At 35.5% G+C, this 16,992-nt stretch carries 14 protein-coding genes and 1 pseudogene; 9 read left to right on the forward strand and 6 right to left on the reverse strand.

What is annotated here, in order from left to right; translation table 11 throughout:
* Positions 1 to 300 precede the first annotated feature (300 nt).
* From ACQKOF_RS19520 to ACQKOF_RS19540, 5 genes are all read left to right on the forward strand, one after another.
* Positions 301 to 1,392 carry a sensor histidine kinase gene (locus ACQKOF_RS19520; protein ID WP_427560601.1) on the forward strand — a complete coding sequence of 364 codons (1,092 nt, stop codon included), beginning with the start codon at positions 301 to 303 and terminating at the stop codon, positions 1,390 to 1,392.
* 274 nt (positions 1,393 to 1,666) lie between these two features.
* Complete coding sequence (locus tag ACQKOF_RS19525) at positions 1,667 to 3,028, forward strand: ethanolamine ammonia-lyase subunit EutB (RefSeq protein WP_427560796.1); 1,362 nt, start codon at positions 1,667 to 1,669, stop codon at positions 3,026 to 3,028.
* A gap of 15 nt (positions 3,029 to 3,043) precedes the next feature.
* Complete coding sequence (gene eutC, locus ACQKOF_RS19530; RefSeq protein ID WP_427560604.1) at positions 3,044 to 3,907, forward strand: ethanolamine ammonia-lyase subunit EutC; 864 nt, start codon at positions 3,044 to 3,046, stop codon at positions 3,905 to 3,907.
* A 272-nt stretch (positions 3,908 to 4,179) separates the two neighbouring features.
* Positions 4,180 to 4,644 (forward strand): ANTAR domain-containing response regulator, encoded by a 465-nt coding sequence (locus ACQKOF_RS19535; protein ID WP_427560606.1) that lies wholly within the window; start codon positions 4,180 to 4,182, stop codon positions 4,642 to 4,644.
* 692 nt (positions 4,645 to 5,336) lie between these two features.
* Positions 5,337 to 6,716 carry a YfcC family protein gene (locus ACQKOF_RS19540; RefSeq protein WP_427560609.1) on the forward strand — a complete coding sequence of 460 codons (1,380 nt, stop codon included), beginning with the start codon at positions 5,337 to 5,339 and terminating at the stop codon, positions 6,714 to 6,716.
* Positions 6,717 to 6,821: 105 nt separating this feature from the next.
* Here ACQKOF_RS19540 and ACQKOF_RS19545 read toward each other — a convergent pair whose 3' ends face one another.
* Positions 6,822 to 7,748: a TIGR03943 family putative permease subunit gene (locus ACQKOF_RS19545; RefSeq protein WP_427560612.1), complete on the reverse strand. Its 927-nt coding sequence runs from the start codon at positions 7,746 to 7,748 to the stop codon at positions 6,822 to 6,824.
* Between the two features lie 10 nt (positions 7,749 to 7,758).
* Positions 7,759 to 8,705, reverse strand: a pseudogene (locus tag ACQKOF_RS19550) (permease).
* A 319-nt stretch (positions 8,706 to 9,024) separates the two neighbouring features.
* Here ACQKOF_RS19550 and ACQKOF_RS19555 point away from each other — a divergent pair.
* The 3 genes from ACQKOF_RS19555 to ACQKOF_RS19565 are packed head-to-tail and all read left to right on the forward strand — an operon-like array spanning position 9,025 to position 10,782.
* Positions 9,025 to 9,513, forward strand: a complete 489-nt coding sequence (locus tag ACQKOF_RS19555; RefSeq protein WP_427560615.1) for a sigma-70 family RNA polymerase sigma factor — start codon at positions 9,025 to 9,027, stop codon at positions 9,511 to 9,513.
* Positions 9,506 to 10,504: an anti sigma factor C-terminal domain-containing protein gene (locus ACQKOF_RS19560; protein WP_427560618.1), complete on the forward strand. Its 999-nt coding sequence runs from the start codon at positions 9,506 to 9,508 to the stop codon at positions 10,502 to 10,504. Before ACQKOF_RS19555 ends, ACQKOF_RS19560 begins: the two co-directional genes overlap by 8 nt.
* A complete protein-coding gene (locus tag ACQKOF_RS19565; RefSeq protein ID WP_427560621.1) occupies positions 10,486 to 10,782 on the forward strand; it encodes a hypothetical protein in 297 nt (98 codons plus the stop codon). Before ACQKOF_RS19560 ends, ACQKOF_RS19565 begins: the two co-directional genes overlap by 19 nt.
* A 108-nt stretch (positions 10,783 to 10,890) precedes the next feature.
* Here the strand turns inward: ACQKOF_RS19565 and ACQKOF_RS19570 are convergent, their stop codons facing one another.
* On the reverse strand, positions 10,891 to 11,856 hold the full coding sequence (locus ACQKOF_RS19570) for a DMT family transporter (protein WP_427560624.1): 966 nt from the start codon (positions 11,854 to 11,856) through the stop codon (positions 10,891 to 10,893).
* Positions 11,857 to 11,940: 84 nt separating this feature from the next.
* On the opposite strand from ACQKOF_RS19570, the gene ACQKOF_RS19575 reads away from it, so the two are divergent.
* Positions 11,941 to 12,513, forward strand: a complete 573-nt coding sequence (locus ACQKOF_RS19575) for a helix-turn-helix domain-containing protein (protein WP_427560626.1) — start codon at positions 11,941 to 11,943, stop codon at positions 12,511 to 12,513.
* 179 nt (positions 12,514 to 12,692) lie between these two features.
* Here ACQKOF_RS19575 and ACQKOF_RS19580 read toward each other — a convergent pair whose 3' ends face one another.
* The 3 genes from ACQKOF_RS19580 to ACQKOF_RS19590 form a co-directional block, all read right to left on the reverse strand.
* The gene (locus tag ACQKOF_RS19580) at positions 12,693 to 14,354 is read right to left on the reverse strand and encodes a methyl-accepting chemotaxis protein (protein ID WP_427560629.1); all 1,662 of its coding nucleotides are present in this window, start codon (positions 14,352 to 14,354) and stop codon (positions 12,693 to 12,695) included.
* Positions 14,351 to 15,337: a BMP family lipoprotein gene (locus tag ACQKOF_RS19585; protein WP_427560632.1), complete on the reverse strand. Its 987-nt coding sequence runs from the start codon at positions 15,335 to 15,337 to the stop codon at positions 14,351 to 14,353. The genes ACQKOF_RS19580 and ACQKOF_RS19585 overlap by 4 nt, the downstream gene beginning before the upstream one ends.
* Positions 15,338 to 15,671: 334 nt before the next feature.
* Positions 15,672 to 16,940, reverse strand: coding sequence for a PTS ascorbate transporter subunit IIC (locus ACQKOF_RS19590; RefSeq protein ID WP_427560635.1), 1,269 nt, complete (start codon positions 16,938 to 16,940; stop codon positions 15,672 to 15,674).
* Positions 16,941 to 16,992: the final 52 nt, after the last annotated feature.

A 16,992-nucleotide genomic window follows, 5' to 3' on the forward strand; every position in this document is an offset into this window, starting at 1 on the left:
ATAAGGCACTTCCTGTTCAAAATCGAACAAGAAGTGCCTTATTTTTATCTGAGAAAGGTTCGCTTTTATGAAAACGTAAGTTTTTCAGTGCCCTCATCTAAGGATAGCAGGTTTTTTGTTTACACCTTATGGGGTAAACCTTGTCTTAAATTTTATATTATTAACTGCAACAACGATAAAGTACTATAAACTATGTGAATGTTTTATTTTGAAAATTCGATAATTTGATTGCATCACATTGAACACAATTTTTATTTTTGCTATAGTGTTTGGAAAACTAGGGAGAGGGGAGTGCATATCATGGTGGGAATTTTAGATTTAGAACGATTGACAAATTTATCAAGTGAACAGTGTGAAATTATTTTAAGTGTAGCCCAAAACCTTCAAATAATAGCTGACCTTTCTCAAGCAGATATTTTTATAGATTGTCTTTTGGAAGAAGATAACGCCTCTTTAATTGTAGCTGAGGCAAAGCCTACTACTATAGTATCTTTGTATAAAAATAGTATGTTAGGGCAAATTGCATATGAAGAAATGGAGCCGGGTGTTTTATTTAGTTTAAAAACCGGAAAACCACTTTTTGGATCAAGAGGCATTACGGAAGAGCGCGGAATCATGCAACAAGATATTGTTCCTATAAATGACCAGTTTGGGGATACTATTGCAGTATTAATTAAGGAAAGAGATATCTCACAGGTAGTACAGAATGAGAGAAATATAGAGCAGCTTATGAAAGCGACTAATAGTGAAGACAAGCAACGTGTATTTCAAGCCATTGTCGTTCAGGAAATTCATCATCGCGTTAAAAATAATTTACAGGTTATTTCAAGTTTGCTACGGTTACAAATGCAAAGCACTCACTCGGAAGAAGTGGCTGAGGTATTTCATGACAGTATATCTCGTATATCTAGTATGGCTTTAGTGCATGATTATTTGGCTCAGCGTGGAATTGATGAAGCAGATATTAAACTTTTAATACAACAAATTTCTACTTTGTTAGTTTCCTCGTCCATTATTCCAAGTCAACATATTACTGTGTCTGTAGAAGGGGAATCTGTATGCTGTCCTTCAGATCAAGCAACAGCCGTAGCACTAATTGTTAATGAGTTAGTTCAAAATAGCATTAAGCATGCCTTTCTTTCACGAAATTACGGGAAAATTGCTATAAATTTGAGGCAACGAAAGCAAATGGTTACGATTACAGTAACGGATGATGGATGTGGAATTGGTGATTCTTTTTCTTTAGGCGATATATCATCTTTAGGATTACAGCTTGTAGAAATGTTAGTTGAAGAGAAGCTACAAGGAGTTTTTTCATTCCCTATTTCTGAGGAAGGGACAAAAGTTTCAATAACCTTTCCGATAGTATCTACCGTAGTTAATACTAAATGACACTAGGTCTCCTAATTAAAGCTTTAGTTAAACAGTTACAAGTTTTTTAAATCTCGAGGAATTGTATATTTTAAAATAAATATCATTTTTAATTGATGTTGTTATTGTTTTCGAACTATTTACAAAATATTTGCTAGTAGTGTAGAATGAATTAAAATAATAACTGAGGCAAAGGCGCCTTTCACGCCCGAAGAAAATTTCTTCAGGGATAAGTGAAAGCGCTTTTTTTTTCGTTTGATTGCAATTTTTAGCATATAAAGAGGGGTGTTAAATGATGAAATTGTCTTGTGTAGTAAAAGGAACTCATTATACGTTTTCGTCGGTAAGGGAGGTACTTGCAAAAGCGAGTGAAGCGAAATCTGGGGATGTGATGGCGCGGGTAGCAGCGGAATCATCGCTTGAGCGCATGGCAGCAAAAGTAGTACTTAGCGAGATGCAGCTGAAAGAAATTTATGAGAATCCGGTTATTCCGTATGAGATCGATGAAGTAACACGCTTGATTTATGATGATATTAGCGACACGATTTACAAAGATATTCAAAGTTGGACTGTCGGTGAACTGAGAAATTATATTTTGTCATCAGATACAGGTAGAGATCAATTATTGAAACTTTCAAGGGGGCTAACAAGTGAAATGATTTCAGCGGTTGCCAAGCTGATGTCAAGCATTGATCTTGTTCTTGCTTCACAGAAAATGAAATATCAAGCACATTGTAATACTACAATTGGAGAGCCAGGTCGCTTAGCATTTCGTTGTCAGCCCAACCATCCAAATGATGTTCCAGAAGGCATTTTGTATTCAATAAAGGAAGGGTTGTCCTTCGGAGCAGGTGATGCCGTAATCGGAATAAATCCGAATGTGGATACGATTGAATCGGTCAAAAAACTTTTAACACTTTCTCATGAATTTATTGAGAAATGGCAAATTCCAACTCAAAATTGTGTTTTGGCCCATATAACAACACAAATGGAAGCTTTAAAGCAGGGGGCACCTATCGCTCTTATGTTTCAAAGTTTAGCAGGTACACAAAAAGGGAATGAAGCGTTCGGTATATCTAAAAAAATTCTTGATGAGGGCTATGAGATGATGGCTCGATATGGTACTTCTGCAGGTCCAAACTTTATGTATTTTGAAACAGGACAAGGTTCGGAGGTATCTTTAAATGCTGATTTTGGGGTAGATATGCAAACCCTTGAATCAAGAAGCTACGGTTATGCACGTCACTGGAAGCCTTTCATGGTGAATACCGTTTCTGGCTTTATTGGACCGGAGACACTTTATGATGGACGCCAATTAATTAGAGCGGATCTTGAAGATGGATTTATGGGGAAATTACATGGCTTGCCAATGGGTATTGCTCCGACTTATACAAATCATATGGATGCCGATCAAAATGATCAGGAAGTTGCCGGTATCATAACGGCAGTAGCAGGAGCGAATTTTTACATGGGAGTACCGGGTGGAGATGATGTCATGCTGAATTATCAAGATACAAGCTATCACGATGACGCTAGTTTGCGTGAGATCTTGGGCTTACGACCTCTTCGGGAATTTGAAAAATGGTTAGAGAATATGGGCCTAATGGAAAATGGAAAGTTGACAAAACGTGCAGGAGACTTATCAATTTTTGATTGAGGAGGGAGGAGCAAAATGGATATTCAGGAGATTGTTCAAAGAGTAGTAGAAGAAGTGAAGAAAAACATGAATTCACCAAAAAACGCTACCGATCAAAATAAAGAAGAAATCATATATTTTCCGGAAGAACGTATAAAAGGGGTAGACAAGCCGCATAATGCTGCATCTATAGAACGAGCACAAAGTATTACACCTGCCCGTATCGGTATTGGTCGAACTGGAACTCGTATGTTGACGACAAGCTATTTACAATTTTTAATTGATCATGCAGCTGCACAGGATGCTGTATTAAGAGATGTAAGTGATAATTTTCTTCAGAATATGGGGTTGCATAAGCTGGAGACGAAAGCTAGTGATATGAAAACTTACTTAATGGATTTAGATGCTGGTCGAAAGTTATCGGATGAATCTATTAAGTATCTTGAAAAGAACGGGGATAAGGGCAAAGATGTTCAAATTATTGTTTGTGATGGATTGAGCTCCTCTGCGGTAGAAGCAAATGTAGTTGATTTACTGCCTGCTTTAATACAAGGGCTAAAATTAAAAAATATAAGTGTCGCAAAGCCGTTTTTTATTAAGCGAGGGCGTGTATGGGTGCAAGACGAAGTAGCTGCTATTGTTAATTGTGACCTTGTCATTTCATTGATTGGTGAAAGGCCAGGTCTAAATACAGATGAAAGCTTGAGCGCATACATGATTTATAGGCCTACTGAAAAAACAGTTGAAGCTGATCGGACGGTCATTTCAAATATCCATAAAGATGGATTGACTTCAGTTGAAGCTGGTGCCTATCTATCCGATTTAATCGAACAAATGCTTCATGCAAAGTGTACAGGAGTTACTTTTGCTCAACAAAGGAATTTAACTTCTTTCAGCTGAAGTCTCTCACCACTGTAGGTGGTGAGATGAATGCGGGGTAAAGTTACTTTTCAGTGGGTGTCCAAACATCCGTACCTGTCGCTACGCTTTCGTACAAAAGACATCCGCTGAAATAGAGGAACTCAGTCTAAGAACGCCACGTCCTGTGGCAATTTATCTGTGCGATAGCGGCAAATATTTTCTGTAGCGAAAGCAAAGCGACAGCTACAACTATGCCGAGGCATAATTGATATATGTAATATTCCTTCTGTCCAGAAAGGTTGTGATGTTTTATGAAAAAGCGGATTCTGATTGCTGAGGACGAACCAATTATTAGCATGGACTTAAAAATGATGCTTCGACATAACGGCTATGAGGTAATCGGGGAAGCAGGAGATGGGGATCGAGCGATTGAACTCGCTTTTAAGTTAAAACCGGATTTGGTGTTAATGGATATAGAAATGCCAAAACTAAATGGTTTAAAAGCAAGCGAGGTTATTGGTCGTCAGCTAGATATACCAGTATTGTTGATTACTGCATATAGCCAAAAAGAATTTATAGAAAAGTCTAGGCAAGATAATATTATGGGGTATCTAGTTAAACCCGTTTCTGAAGCTAGCTTAATTCCAGCTATTATCATTGCACTTCAACAAGCTAAGAGGACACAGACGCTAAAACACTCTTTACAACTAACACAAGAGAAAATTCAAAAACGAAAGATGATTGAACGAGCAAAAGGGCAACTGGATGGGAAATAATTATCTAGGTAGTAGGTGATTATATTAAGGTGTTTATATTAATCCAAATCATTATTGTTGATACATCTGTTGTGAATGTACAGAAAATTTGTTTTTTTTGATAGAGAATAAATAAGGTAAAAGGCAATGAAGGTAAACCCTCGTTACCTTCTCTTAATATTATGTTAAAAGATTATGAGAATATTAGCTGAGATACAAATATGATCTTCGGAACTTTCTATTCTCCAATTTAACTTCTTTCAGCAAATGTTTTCGTAGCGAAAGTGCAACGTCAGCTACAAATGTTTTCGTAGCGAAAGTGCAACGTCAGCTACATCTGTTGGCTTAAAGCCCCGGCGGATGTCACGGAATCACCTCCTCTTTTTTATATTCTCGACTGTGTAAATATTGAAGCATATTTTGATTGGTTCGTTCTAATTACACTTTTAGATTTCTTTCATCTTCCATTTTTACAATAAGTAATAATTGTTTCTTTCGATTTTTTTAATTTTTTCAACATCCTATAAAATTAATATTTTTTGTATATATTTCTATAGAAAAATATAATACCTTTTTATAATTGATATATTTTCAACTTTTGAAATCGCGACATTTAAATGATTTTAATGTTTTTTTGAGCAAAACTATATACGAATCTGTGTTATTTTGTTGTATAGTATAATTATTTGCATAAAAAGGGAGGAGATTTGTTTATGAAAAAAATGATAAAAGTACCGCATACATATGCAATTATATTTATAATAATACTTATTGCTGCAATCGGAACTTATATTATACCAGCTGGTAAATATGACAAAGAAGAGATTTATGGCAAGCTATACGTAGTCGATGGTAGTTACCATTCGGTAGAGCAGAATCCAGTCGGGTTATTCGAATTATTTACTTCGATTCCTGCAGGGATGCAAGCTGGATCACAAATAATTTTCTACATTTTCCTACTTGGAGGAGCATTTGGGATTATAAAAACAACAGGGGCCATTGATGCTGGGATTAATGTAGTTGTATCAAAATTAAAATCAAAAGATAAATTACTTATACCTTTAATTATGATTATCTTTTCAATTCTTGGTTTTACGACAGGGACATCAGAAGAGAACATTATTTTTGTACCGATTGGTATTGGTATCGCAATTGCACTTGGCTATGATGCCATTGTTGGTACCGCAATGATTACACTGGGTGCAGCAAGTGGATTCATCGGTGGTATGTTAAACCCATTTACAGTAGGGGTTGCACAAGGGATTGCAGAAATACCACTATTCTCAGGATTCTTATTCCGTTCTTGTGTGTATGTCTTTATTTTAGCAGCGGCAATTTTTTATGTAATGCGATACGCGGCAAAAGTAAAGGCTGATCCTAAAGCTTCTGTCCTATATGGAGAAAAAATTGATCGTACTGTACGTACAGATGATAACCAAATTCCTGAATTTACTTGGAATCGAAGACTTGTATTAGTTATTCTTTTCGGCGGAATTGGCGTTAATATGTACGGGGTAATCAAGCAGGATTGGTTTTTGAACGAGTTAGCCGCATCATTTATGATTATTGGATTTTTAGCAGGGATTGTTGGAAAATTAGGTGTCAATAAAACATTCGCTGCGTTTGTTGAAGGGATGAAACTTGTTGCATTTGGTGCATTAATAGTAGGGTTCGCTCGTACAATTTTAGTTATAATGGATAACGGGGCAATTATAGATTCGGTTGTTTATGGGTTATCACATGTTATTAGCCAATTGCCGCCTGTATTTGGTGTCATAGGAATGTACATTGCACAAACTTTTACTAACTTCTTTATTCCATCTGGAAGTGGCCAAGCTGCAACAACGATGCCAATCATGGTTCCGTTGGCGGATATTCTCGGCATGTCACGTCAATTAGCTGTTCTTGCCTTCCAATATGGAGACGCAATTAGTAATTCAATTATTCCGACTTCGGCAGCACTTATGGGCTACCTCGGTATTGCAGGTATTCCATACGAAAAATGGGTAAAATTCGTTTGGAAACTAATTTTGATTTGGATGGTTATTGCTTTAATCGGTTTAATTATTGCATTCTATATTGGTGTACAATAAACAAAAAAGTCCGCATCTTCGAATGAGTCGGAATATTTAAATCTATCATATGTAGCAAAAGGCAATGAAGGTGATCTCCCTCGTTGCCTTTTCTTAATAATATGTTTAAAAGCTTATGAGAATATCAATTGGATATAGATAAGGTTTTTCAGGCTCTTCTATTTTTACCCAATTATCCACTTTAATAACGGGTAAACTTTCACCATTGTATGTTGTAATATCGATTGTTCCAATTACTTCAATCCACGTATCGTCATCTAGAGTATGACTTTTTGGAAATTCTGCTAGAAAGCCTACTATACTTGCGTCAGCAATACAGTGAGTAATGAGAAATCTTGAAATAACCAATTGATTCTGAGGAAAGCTATCTTCATTTAAAACAAAACCTTTCAATTGTATCTTTTTTCCTAGATATTTTGATAAATCTTTATTAATATCCTCATAATAAATAGTGTAATCCTTATCTGTCATTTTAATAGTTTGATTTTGTGAGAGCTGTTGCTTTAAAAGTTCGTATTCTTTTTTAGGCACCTCCTGCCTTTCTTCCATCAACATTGGATCTTGAGCATGTTCGTCATATATATTTTCGTTAACGGTTCTATTTGAAGTGATATAGTCTTCTATTTTAGATGTTTGGGATTGTTTAGTGAGAATTAAAGAAGCTCCTTTTTTGTCAGCTATAGAAGCGTCCAGTACCTTCGCAGGCATTAAGAAACCAGTAAGTAATGGAGTAATGATAACTAGATAAGAAAATACCTTTTTTTTATTAATAGGTGAATCTCCGTGATCGTGTTGAGTACAATAAGCGTGTTCAGTACTGTGACAATGTTGTTTTTTAGTTGAAAAAGAAAAAATTCTTGTCAATTGAACAAAAAATAAAAGTAAGAATAAAATAGCAACTGTTTTACTTAAATTTTCGTATTTTGGATTAATGAATTTTGTTATTTCTCCAGTCCAATGTAGGTTGAAAATCATGGCAAAAAAAGCTAATAAAATGATAGCTCTTACTGCTTGTTGGAATTGAAATTTCATGTTTTCCCCCTTATATATAATTTGAAAGTATAAATAAACTAAAATAGACAACAATGGCTATTAAAATTAATAAACAAATGACAAACTTAAAGCGAAATACGCCTATCAACATAATTGTATTTTTCAGATCAATCATAGGACCTAAAATTAAAAATGCAAGAATAGAAGGCGTGGAGAAAATAGAGCTAAAAGAAGCCCCTATAAATGCTCCGCTTCAGAGCAAAGTGATAAAATAAATGCTAAGCCCATCATTACTACTATTGAAGAGGATACATCATTTCCTATTTCGACTAATGTTTTTGTCGACACATACGTTTGTACAATTGCAGCTAAAAATGCCCCTATTATTAAATATTTTCCCATGTCAAAGAATTCATCTATAGAGTGTTTTAACATATTAAATAACTTTTTTATGAATGAAGTTTTTATTACGTCTTTACGTGATGAATCTGTTTGAATCCCTGGTTTAAATTGTGTCCCCTTAAAAAGCAAGCTAATTATTAAAGATATTATAATAGCAATGAAGAAGCCTAAAATCATTCGTAGGCCTGCGATTTTTATGTCATTGCCAAATGCCATATAGGTAGAGAGAATAACAATCGGATTAATAAGAGGCCCGGTTAACATAAATCCTATTGCGGCATGTATAGGTACTCCTTTTGAAATCAGCCTTCTAACAATAGGAACTATTCCACATTCGCATGCAGGAAATAATGCCCCAACAATGCAACTCATTAAAACTGCCATAAATTTATTTTTAGGAATCCACTTTTGAATATGATCTTCAGTTATAAAGATTTGAATAAATCCTGCAATAAGGACTCCAATTAGCACAAAGGGGAGAGCCTCTATTAAAATACTTATAAATATAGTATTAAGATTCATAATGGAAGAAGCGATAGTCTCAAATGTTGAGTAGGCTATTAAGAATGGTTGAATAAAGAATAGAAATAAAATGAAAATGAACCAAAAATTAAATAGATATTTAGGAATATGAAGACGTTCCACATTTACCTCCCTGAAGTTACTATCTTTTTAAAGTGTAATGATTCCGTTTTAATATAAACTATGTACATGGACAATTAGGTATTACACAATATATTAGATTTTTGAAAGGTATTTTAGTTTCAGCCTCCGGCGGATGTCACCGAATTTCGCCGAGGCATAATTGATAGAAACACTTAGTTACTATCCGAATGAATAAAATTACAAAAAAAAAAAAAATGTGCAACTTTTTCTATTTATGAAACGAGGATAGATTGAAAGGTGGGAAGAGATGGACATTGAACAGCTTTATTTGCGCTATATAAACGATATCTATCGGTATTTATATTCCTTAAGCAAAAACCCAACATTAGCAGAGGATTTAATGCAGGATACTTTTTATAAAGCGCACATTACATTACTTTCTAATACGGTCCAAGACATTAAACCATGGTTATTTAAAGTAGCTTATTATACCCATATCGATTACATACGAAAAGAGCACCGTGTGGACCTTACGAATAATCTTGAACGATCAACACATATGACACCTGAAACCATTGCGGTAAATGAGGAATCCTTCCATTCGTTAATTTCTTTACTCGATCAGCTATCGCCTTATGAAAAGCAGGCAATTATGTTGTGTGATCTGCACGATTGTACTTATGAGCAAGCGTCAAATATTTTAGATTTAAAATTAAATACGCTCAAAAGTCATTTATTGCGTGGTCGAAAAAAGATGAGAATTTTAATAGAAAAGGAGAGACAACAATATGGATGATTATGAAAAATTAATAGCTAACTCCAAAGCAGAAATCGCAAATATAAAAGATCAAAGTAAATTTCAAAAAGCTATTAAAAGAACAATTTTTACGTCAAAATCGAAGTTGATTTTTGCAACTTTAACGATGATATTATTGATTGTGCCAATTAGTTTTATGTTTACATTAATGTATTACGCCTTCGGTACAAAGTCTACAACATTAATGGAAGTAGCAAGTAAAACGTTGTATGTTACAGAGCCTAATACATCATTAGAAGAAATGGAGTTTGATATGTCCTTTACGCCATTTTCAATGAAACTTGCTTTTGAGCAATATAAGCGAATAGGAGAGGAAGACTATAAAGCGAACACGTATGATTTACGTTTTTTCCTTGGTGGCTTATCTAAAAAAGAAGTGACAACATTTTTAGAAAAAGTAGCTCCAAAAAACCCAACAGAAACTAATCCTTGGCTAATACATCCTGAAAACAGGAATTTAAAGATGGATACGGGTCGAGAATTGCGGGTGCTTAACGGTTTACCAGATGAAACAGTTGTGGAAGCTTATATTTCATTTTTTGATCTTATGACAGTTAAAGAAGTTGAAGATGCAATGCCTAATGTCGATGTCCTGTGGGCTGCTGTCGATACCGGTGTAGAAAAAACAAATTTAAGCAAAGATGGCAACGTTGTTTCACCAATTGGTTATCCTGTGCAACGTGATAATTCTACTTGGTCACCATTTCGAGATTCAGCGTCAAATGAAGAAGTATTTAAAGATATTTTAAAGACGATGGAGAACCATGAAGAGCTTGCGACAGCGATATCTAGTGCGAAAAATTTAGCATTGCCAGAGCGTATTGCTTACATTAATAAACATGGCATAAAGACTTATGGGGTTGTAGTAACAGGACCAAAAAAAGAGGTCCTTGCATCATTAGAAAAAATGAATAATATTGTACGGTATCTAAAAGTAGGTGAGGTGAAATTATGGAACTGGTCACGTTAAAACGATTTGAAAAGGGATTCGTCACAGCTGGATGGTTTGGAATCTTTGGTGGCTTATGCCTACTTCTATTACTTAATATTACGCTATTAACGAATATTGATATGATGAATAATAACCTCTATTTGTTAATGTATCTGACAGCTCCTTTTAGCGTCATTGCAATATTTTCTAAAAAAAGTCGTTCGTTAGGGCTTTGGGGATTAAGTATTTTAATATTCATCATGATATTTATAGCAACTATTTTCATTTTAGGATGGATAGTAATACCGTTTCCTTAAAAACTAGCTTCCATTTCGCAATAGCTTGAATTACACTATAAATCTATGTCAACATAAAAAATAAGTAGCATTTTACACAATGTAAAATGCTACTTGGAGAAAGTAAAACTATGCTGTTTTCCTTTGTTTGGATACAGGAACAGTGCGATTTAAAATACTGTTGGCTATCATTCCAATCATGATAATGATCATACCGATTAAAGATACTCCTACAGGCCAAGAACCGTTTAAAAAAACGATTTCACCAAGAACAGTAAATACCATTGTTCCAGCTTGTGTTGCCTCCACTGCTCCTAACAAAGAAAAGTTATTTTTCGCTAAGTCAGTAGCGAAGAAAAATGTCATTGTGGCGATAACACCCGAACATAATGCTAATAAGAAACCTTGCATCATTTGCCCTGATGTTGGTATGCCAGTTGTAGTCCAACCATAAATCGCTAATATAATACTGACAGGAAGGCTGCCAATTGCCATGCCTAACACGCGTTGGAATGTATCTAAGCGACCAGCAACGACTTCCATCATTTTTCGATTACCGAAAGGATATAAAAATGCAGCGATGACTACAGGGAGGAACCCGGATAAAAATTGAGAAACAGTAATATCCCCAGCCTCTGTTAATTGCATACAAATGACACCTGTTAAAATAAATAAGGAAATGAGTAAGCTTCGCATGGGAATTTTACCGCGAACTCGTTTAACTCCTGACTTCGTCTCCAATGTAATAAAAAATAACGGAGATAATAACAAACCAGCTAAAATGGTTATTTGCCATGTACCTGCTACGAGCCATGCAGGACTAAATACAGCAGCATAGCTTAATAAGGAATAAAATCCAACCCCGGCTATTGTACCATAACCAAGCCATGCCAAAGGATGTTTACGCATTTCTACCCATAGTGGACGAAGGTTTTTGCGAAATAGGACGATAAAGAATAAAATGGGTAAAGCGAATAAAAATCGGAAGGAAGCAGTCCAAGCCCAGCTTGTTCCTGAAACGTTCATAACTCGGTTTATAATAAATGTAGCTGAAAAAAACGCAGATGATAAAATACCTAATAAGATAGCGCGCATTTCGTTCGCTCCTTTCTAAATATATATTATAATATAATTATTTAGATAAAAAGTAAATTATAATATACCGAAAGTGGGGTTTATATGAAAGAACAAGAGGATATGCAAACAAAAGAAGTAATTCTGCAAGTTGGTCAACTGTTACGACAAATACGAAATGAACAGAAATTAAGTTTAGAAGAGTTAGCGAAAAAAACGGGTGTTAGTAAATTAACGCTAGGAAAAATTGAGAGAGGAGAAACGAATCCTACATTAGGCGTCATTTGGAAGATTACAAAAGGATTATCTATTCCGTTGTCACGGCTCATGGTTATAGGAGAGATAGTAAATGTTGCACGCTGCGGAGAAGGATTTACTATAGAAGAAAATCAAATGTGGCGATTAGAGACGATATTTCGTTACAAAAAAGAAACAGGATTGGAAATGCATCGTGCTTGTTTGCAACCGAATAGCATATATGAGGCAGAACCTCATCATGAAGGAGCTATCGAATTTGTAACAGTAATGAAAGGGAAAATTTCGATTCAAGTTGGACAAGAAATGTATGAATTAAACGAATTTGATTCTATTCAATTTGAAGCAAATCGAAAGCATAGCTATGAAAACACCGGGAATGAAGTAGCAGTTCTCCATTTAACAATGAAATATTTATCTTGAAATAAGTAATCATTCTAGTATTTACATCTTCGTTTATTTATATTTTCGTCCCTGCAATTTCTACGCGGAGGGCTTGTTACCACAATATTTCATTAAGAAAAACCCCGAATAATGTCCGTTATTCGGGATTTTGTTTTTCTTACCTTGTATTATTAATTTATCCTAAACTGCATTGATCATTATAATGTGAATTTTTTTAGCTCTACAGACAATGTATTTGTCATTTCTTGAAGTTCTGAAACCTTTTCACTAATTTTTTGGAATGATCCTAACTGCTCTTGAGTAGAAGCAGAAATTTCTTCTGTTCCTGCTGCGGTTTCTTCCGTAATAGCTGAAATGTTTTCAATGGCACTGTTCATTTGCTGGCTCATTTCGCTTGTTTGCTCCATATCCTTCGTAAGGTGCTGTAACTGATCATTTATGTCTAATACATGAGTTGCAATCGCCTCAAATGACCTTTCTGTATCGTTCATCGATTGTACTTGTTCTTTTGACAGCTGATGGCCATGCTCTGCCGTTGAAAGAATGAGCGTAATACCATTTTGTATATGTGTCACCATCGAAGAAATGAAACTAGTCGCTTTTTCTGTTTCATGAGATAGTTTTTTGACTTCCTCTGCCACAATTGCGAATCCTTTTCCGGCTTCACCAGCACGTGCCGCTTCGATTGCAGCATTTAATGCTAAAAGATTTGTTTGATCAGCAATCGCGTGAACTGCATTAGCCGCTCCTTCAATTTCTGTTGTGAATTGAGCGAATTGAGTAACAGCCTCTTTGATGTTAATCGAAGTGGATGAAATATCCTTCGCGATAGAGGATTGCTTCTCTAGTGAGCTACGACCATTTTGAACAGCAGTAAGTGCTTTGTTACCGTTCACTGCTGATTGTTCACTTGTCTCCTGAACAGTAGTAAATTGATCCGCCATCGTATTCATCAGGATAGCCGCTGATTGGATATCTTCTGAAATAGTTAGGCTTCCCTTTGCCAATTCATCCGTTGATGTAGCAATTTGTTTACTGCCTTCGTTAACGGTTTCAATATAGCTTGTGACATCTTTTGTAAATAGACCAACATTTTTGCCTACATGATCAATTGATTGTACGGTGCTTTTTAACCCAACAATCATTTTGGAAAAGTTCTCAGTCAGTTGATCAACTTCATTTCGACTGTCTTTCTTATAGGGGAGGGAAGAGGTGTCAATTGTCAAATTCCCTGCAGCCACCAATTGTGCACAATCCACGATTCGGTTAATCGGTTTAGTAATTCTTTTCGTTGCGACATACGAAAAAATGATAGTAGCAATAATTAGAAGGATACTTCCTATTATTGTTGATGTTGTAATAAAAGAAATTTTTTGCGTTGCCAAATCATTCGTTTCTTTATACCATTCATTTGTTTCTTTTTTTAGTAGATACATATCGTTCAATATACCGGATATTCTGATTGCTTGTTTTTTTATCTCAGGACGATTGTGAGCAAGAAATCCTGCTTCAGCAGCTTTTGCTAATTCGTCATATTTACCTTCGATTTTTTTGATGATTGCCTTATGTTCAGATATTTTTGCAATAGTTGAGAGTTTTTCTAAATTTACTTTCGTTTCTTTTAAAGTTGAAAGAGCTTCATTTTTATTGGCCTCACTATCTAAAAAAGTGTAGTTATTTAATGATTGGCTCGCTACAACTAAACTTTGTTCAAGTTCTTTCACTGCCAGTAATAGTTCTGTATCATCTTGTGCAGTTGTTTGTATATCGAATGTTTGAACGATAATAAAACTAATCATAGCCATTGCGAGTCCAATTGGAATAAGTATGTTCATAAATAATTTTTTTCGTAGTGTCACTGGCTGTTCCCCTTTTCTGCAGTAACTTTTATTTTACCCGAGACAATATCTTCTTTTGCTTTTTCAATAGCAGCCTGTTGTTCAGGTGTAAGTTTAATAACACGTATATCCGCAAGGCCCACTCCATTATCAGCTAAACCGAATGAAAACGATTTTTCGGAAATTTTTCCGTCCTCATCTAATGTTTTAGCCATTTTAAAAACAGCTTGGTCGACATTTTTTAACATCGATGTTACGACAGTTTTTTCTGCAATGTAAAATTGATCAATATCAACTCCGGCCGCATATATGCCCATTTCTTCTGCTTTCTTTATGGCACCAAAGCCTGTGAATCCCGCTGCATGATAAATAAAATCTACGCCGTTCTTTATGTAACGTTCTGCGATTGCCGCACCTGCCTCGGTATCATCAAATGAGCCAGCATATTCACTAACAATTTCGATATTTGGATTATAATATTTAGCTCCCTCAATAAAGCCGTTCTCAAAATGGTGGATAACCGGAACATTTGCACCACCAATAAATCCTATTTTTCCAGTTTTACTCGTCATTGCTGCAACCATTCCAAGTAAAAAGCTACCTTCCTGCTCTTTAAAGGTTATGGAAGTGATATTTGCAACATCTGATTGCCCGTCAATCAGGACGAATTGTTGATCAGGATATTTCTTCGCAGTCTTTTCCAATGCCTCCTGTACAGAGAAGCCAAGACCAATAATGACGTTATACTTTTCTGCGACAAGTTCCTCTAGCTTCTGTTCGTAATTGCCATCAGGCGCCTCTTTATAATCAAATAAAATACCTAGCTCATCTCGTGCTTTCTCTAGCCCTTTAAAAGCTGAGTCATTAAACGATTCATCACCAAGCCCTGCATCCGAAAGTAAGATACCAATTTTATAGTCATCTTGCGCTTTTTCCGGCTGAGTAATTGAACAGCCTGCTAATAACAAAGCTATTAAACAAAAGCCAATCATTAATTTTTTCAATATGAATACCTCCAATTGTATGTATTATTTATATCGGCAAAAAGTTATTCTAAGTCAGAGGTCAGACGTTGATTTTTTGTTTTACCATTAAATACTATCAGATTATTTACAATTTACTACAGGAAAATGGGTTTAAATCATTCTCGATATTTTCTGATCACTGAGTATTTAGTTTGTTATGCAATGAATTTCCTCTATTTATATAGTGAAAAAGGTAGGGGGATATTGTGAAATATTTATATATATTGCAAAATTACCCCTTTTCTTTGTGCAATTAAAAAAAGCCTCGCAAACATCTAATTAGTTTGCGGGCCCACTGTTCGACGGTAATGAATTAAACTGCACCAAATAATTTTAATACATTTATAATAATGATTCCTACAATGCCGAAGTCTGAATCGCCAAATGTAGTTCCTTCGTAGCCGATATCACCCATAAAGATAAGTAGAATCGCGGGGATAAAGCTAATAATTAATCCGTTGGCAAATGCTCCTACCATAGCACCGCGTCTACCACCAGTTGCATTACCGAATACTCCTGCAGCCGCACCCGTGAAGAAATGTGGCACAAGCCCAGGTACAATCACTTTTAGCCCTATGAGTGGGAGTATAAACATGGACACTAAGCCTGCTACAAAGCTAAATAGGAAGCCAATAATAACTGCATTTGGTGCGAACGGAAAAATTGTAGGGCAGTCTAATGCAGGCTTTGTGTTTGGCACAAGTTTATCTGCAATACCTTTAAAGGCAGGAATAATCTCGGCAATTAGCATTCGCACTCCAGCCAAAATGATATAGACACCAGCGGCAAAGGTAATAGCTTGAATAATGGCAAAGACGATAAAATTCGAACCGCCAGATAACTGTGACTCAATATAGGATGGACCTGCGAATAGGGCAACGATAATAAAAAACAGACTCATAGTTAAGGACACAGCTACAGATGTATCTCTTAAGAAACCAAGAGATTGTGGAACTTTTATATCTTCCGTTGATTTGGCTTTGTTTCCAAAGAGCTTTCCAATTTTAGCAGATACATAATAGCCAACACTGCCAAAATGACCAACTGCAAAATCATCACTACCTGTTATTTGACGAACAGTTGGTTGTAAAATGGCAGGGAATACGACCATACAAAGACCAAGAATAATAGAGCCAACGATTATAAGAGGTGTGCCACTCATACCGCCGACTGAAAGCGATGCTGCGATTAAACACGCCATAAATAATGTATGATGACCAGTTAAAAATATATATTTTAAAGGCGTAAATCGCGCGAATAAAATGTTCATAATCATACCGAAAACCATAATCATAGCAGTAGCTGTTCCGAAACTAGTTTGAGCGGCTGCTACAATCGCTTCATTATTTGGGATAACTCCTTGGACATTAAATGCATGATCAAACATTTTACTAAAGTGATTTAAAGAACCAATTAAAACGGTTGCACCTGCGCCCAGTATAACAAAGCCCATAACCGTTTTTAACGTACCAGAAAGAACTGTTGAAGCTGACTTCTTTTGTATTAATAAACCGACAAAAGCAAATAGGCCGACTAATATAGCTGGTGTTCCTAAAATGTCATTCATAATAACATCTAACATATTAACACCTCACCTATCCAATTTTTAATTAGTCATTTCAAAAAGTTCAAAT

The sequence above is a fragment of the Lysinibacillus sp. NPDC093190 genome (assembly GCF_050280425.1).
Taxonomy (GTDB): Bacteria; Bacillota; Bacilli; order Bacillales_A; family Planococcaceae; genus Lysinibacillus.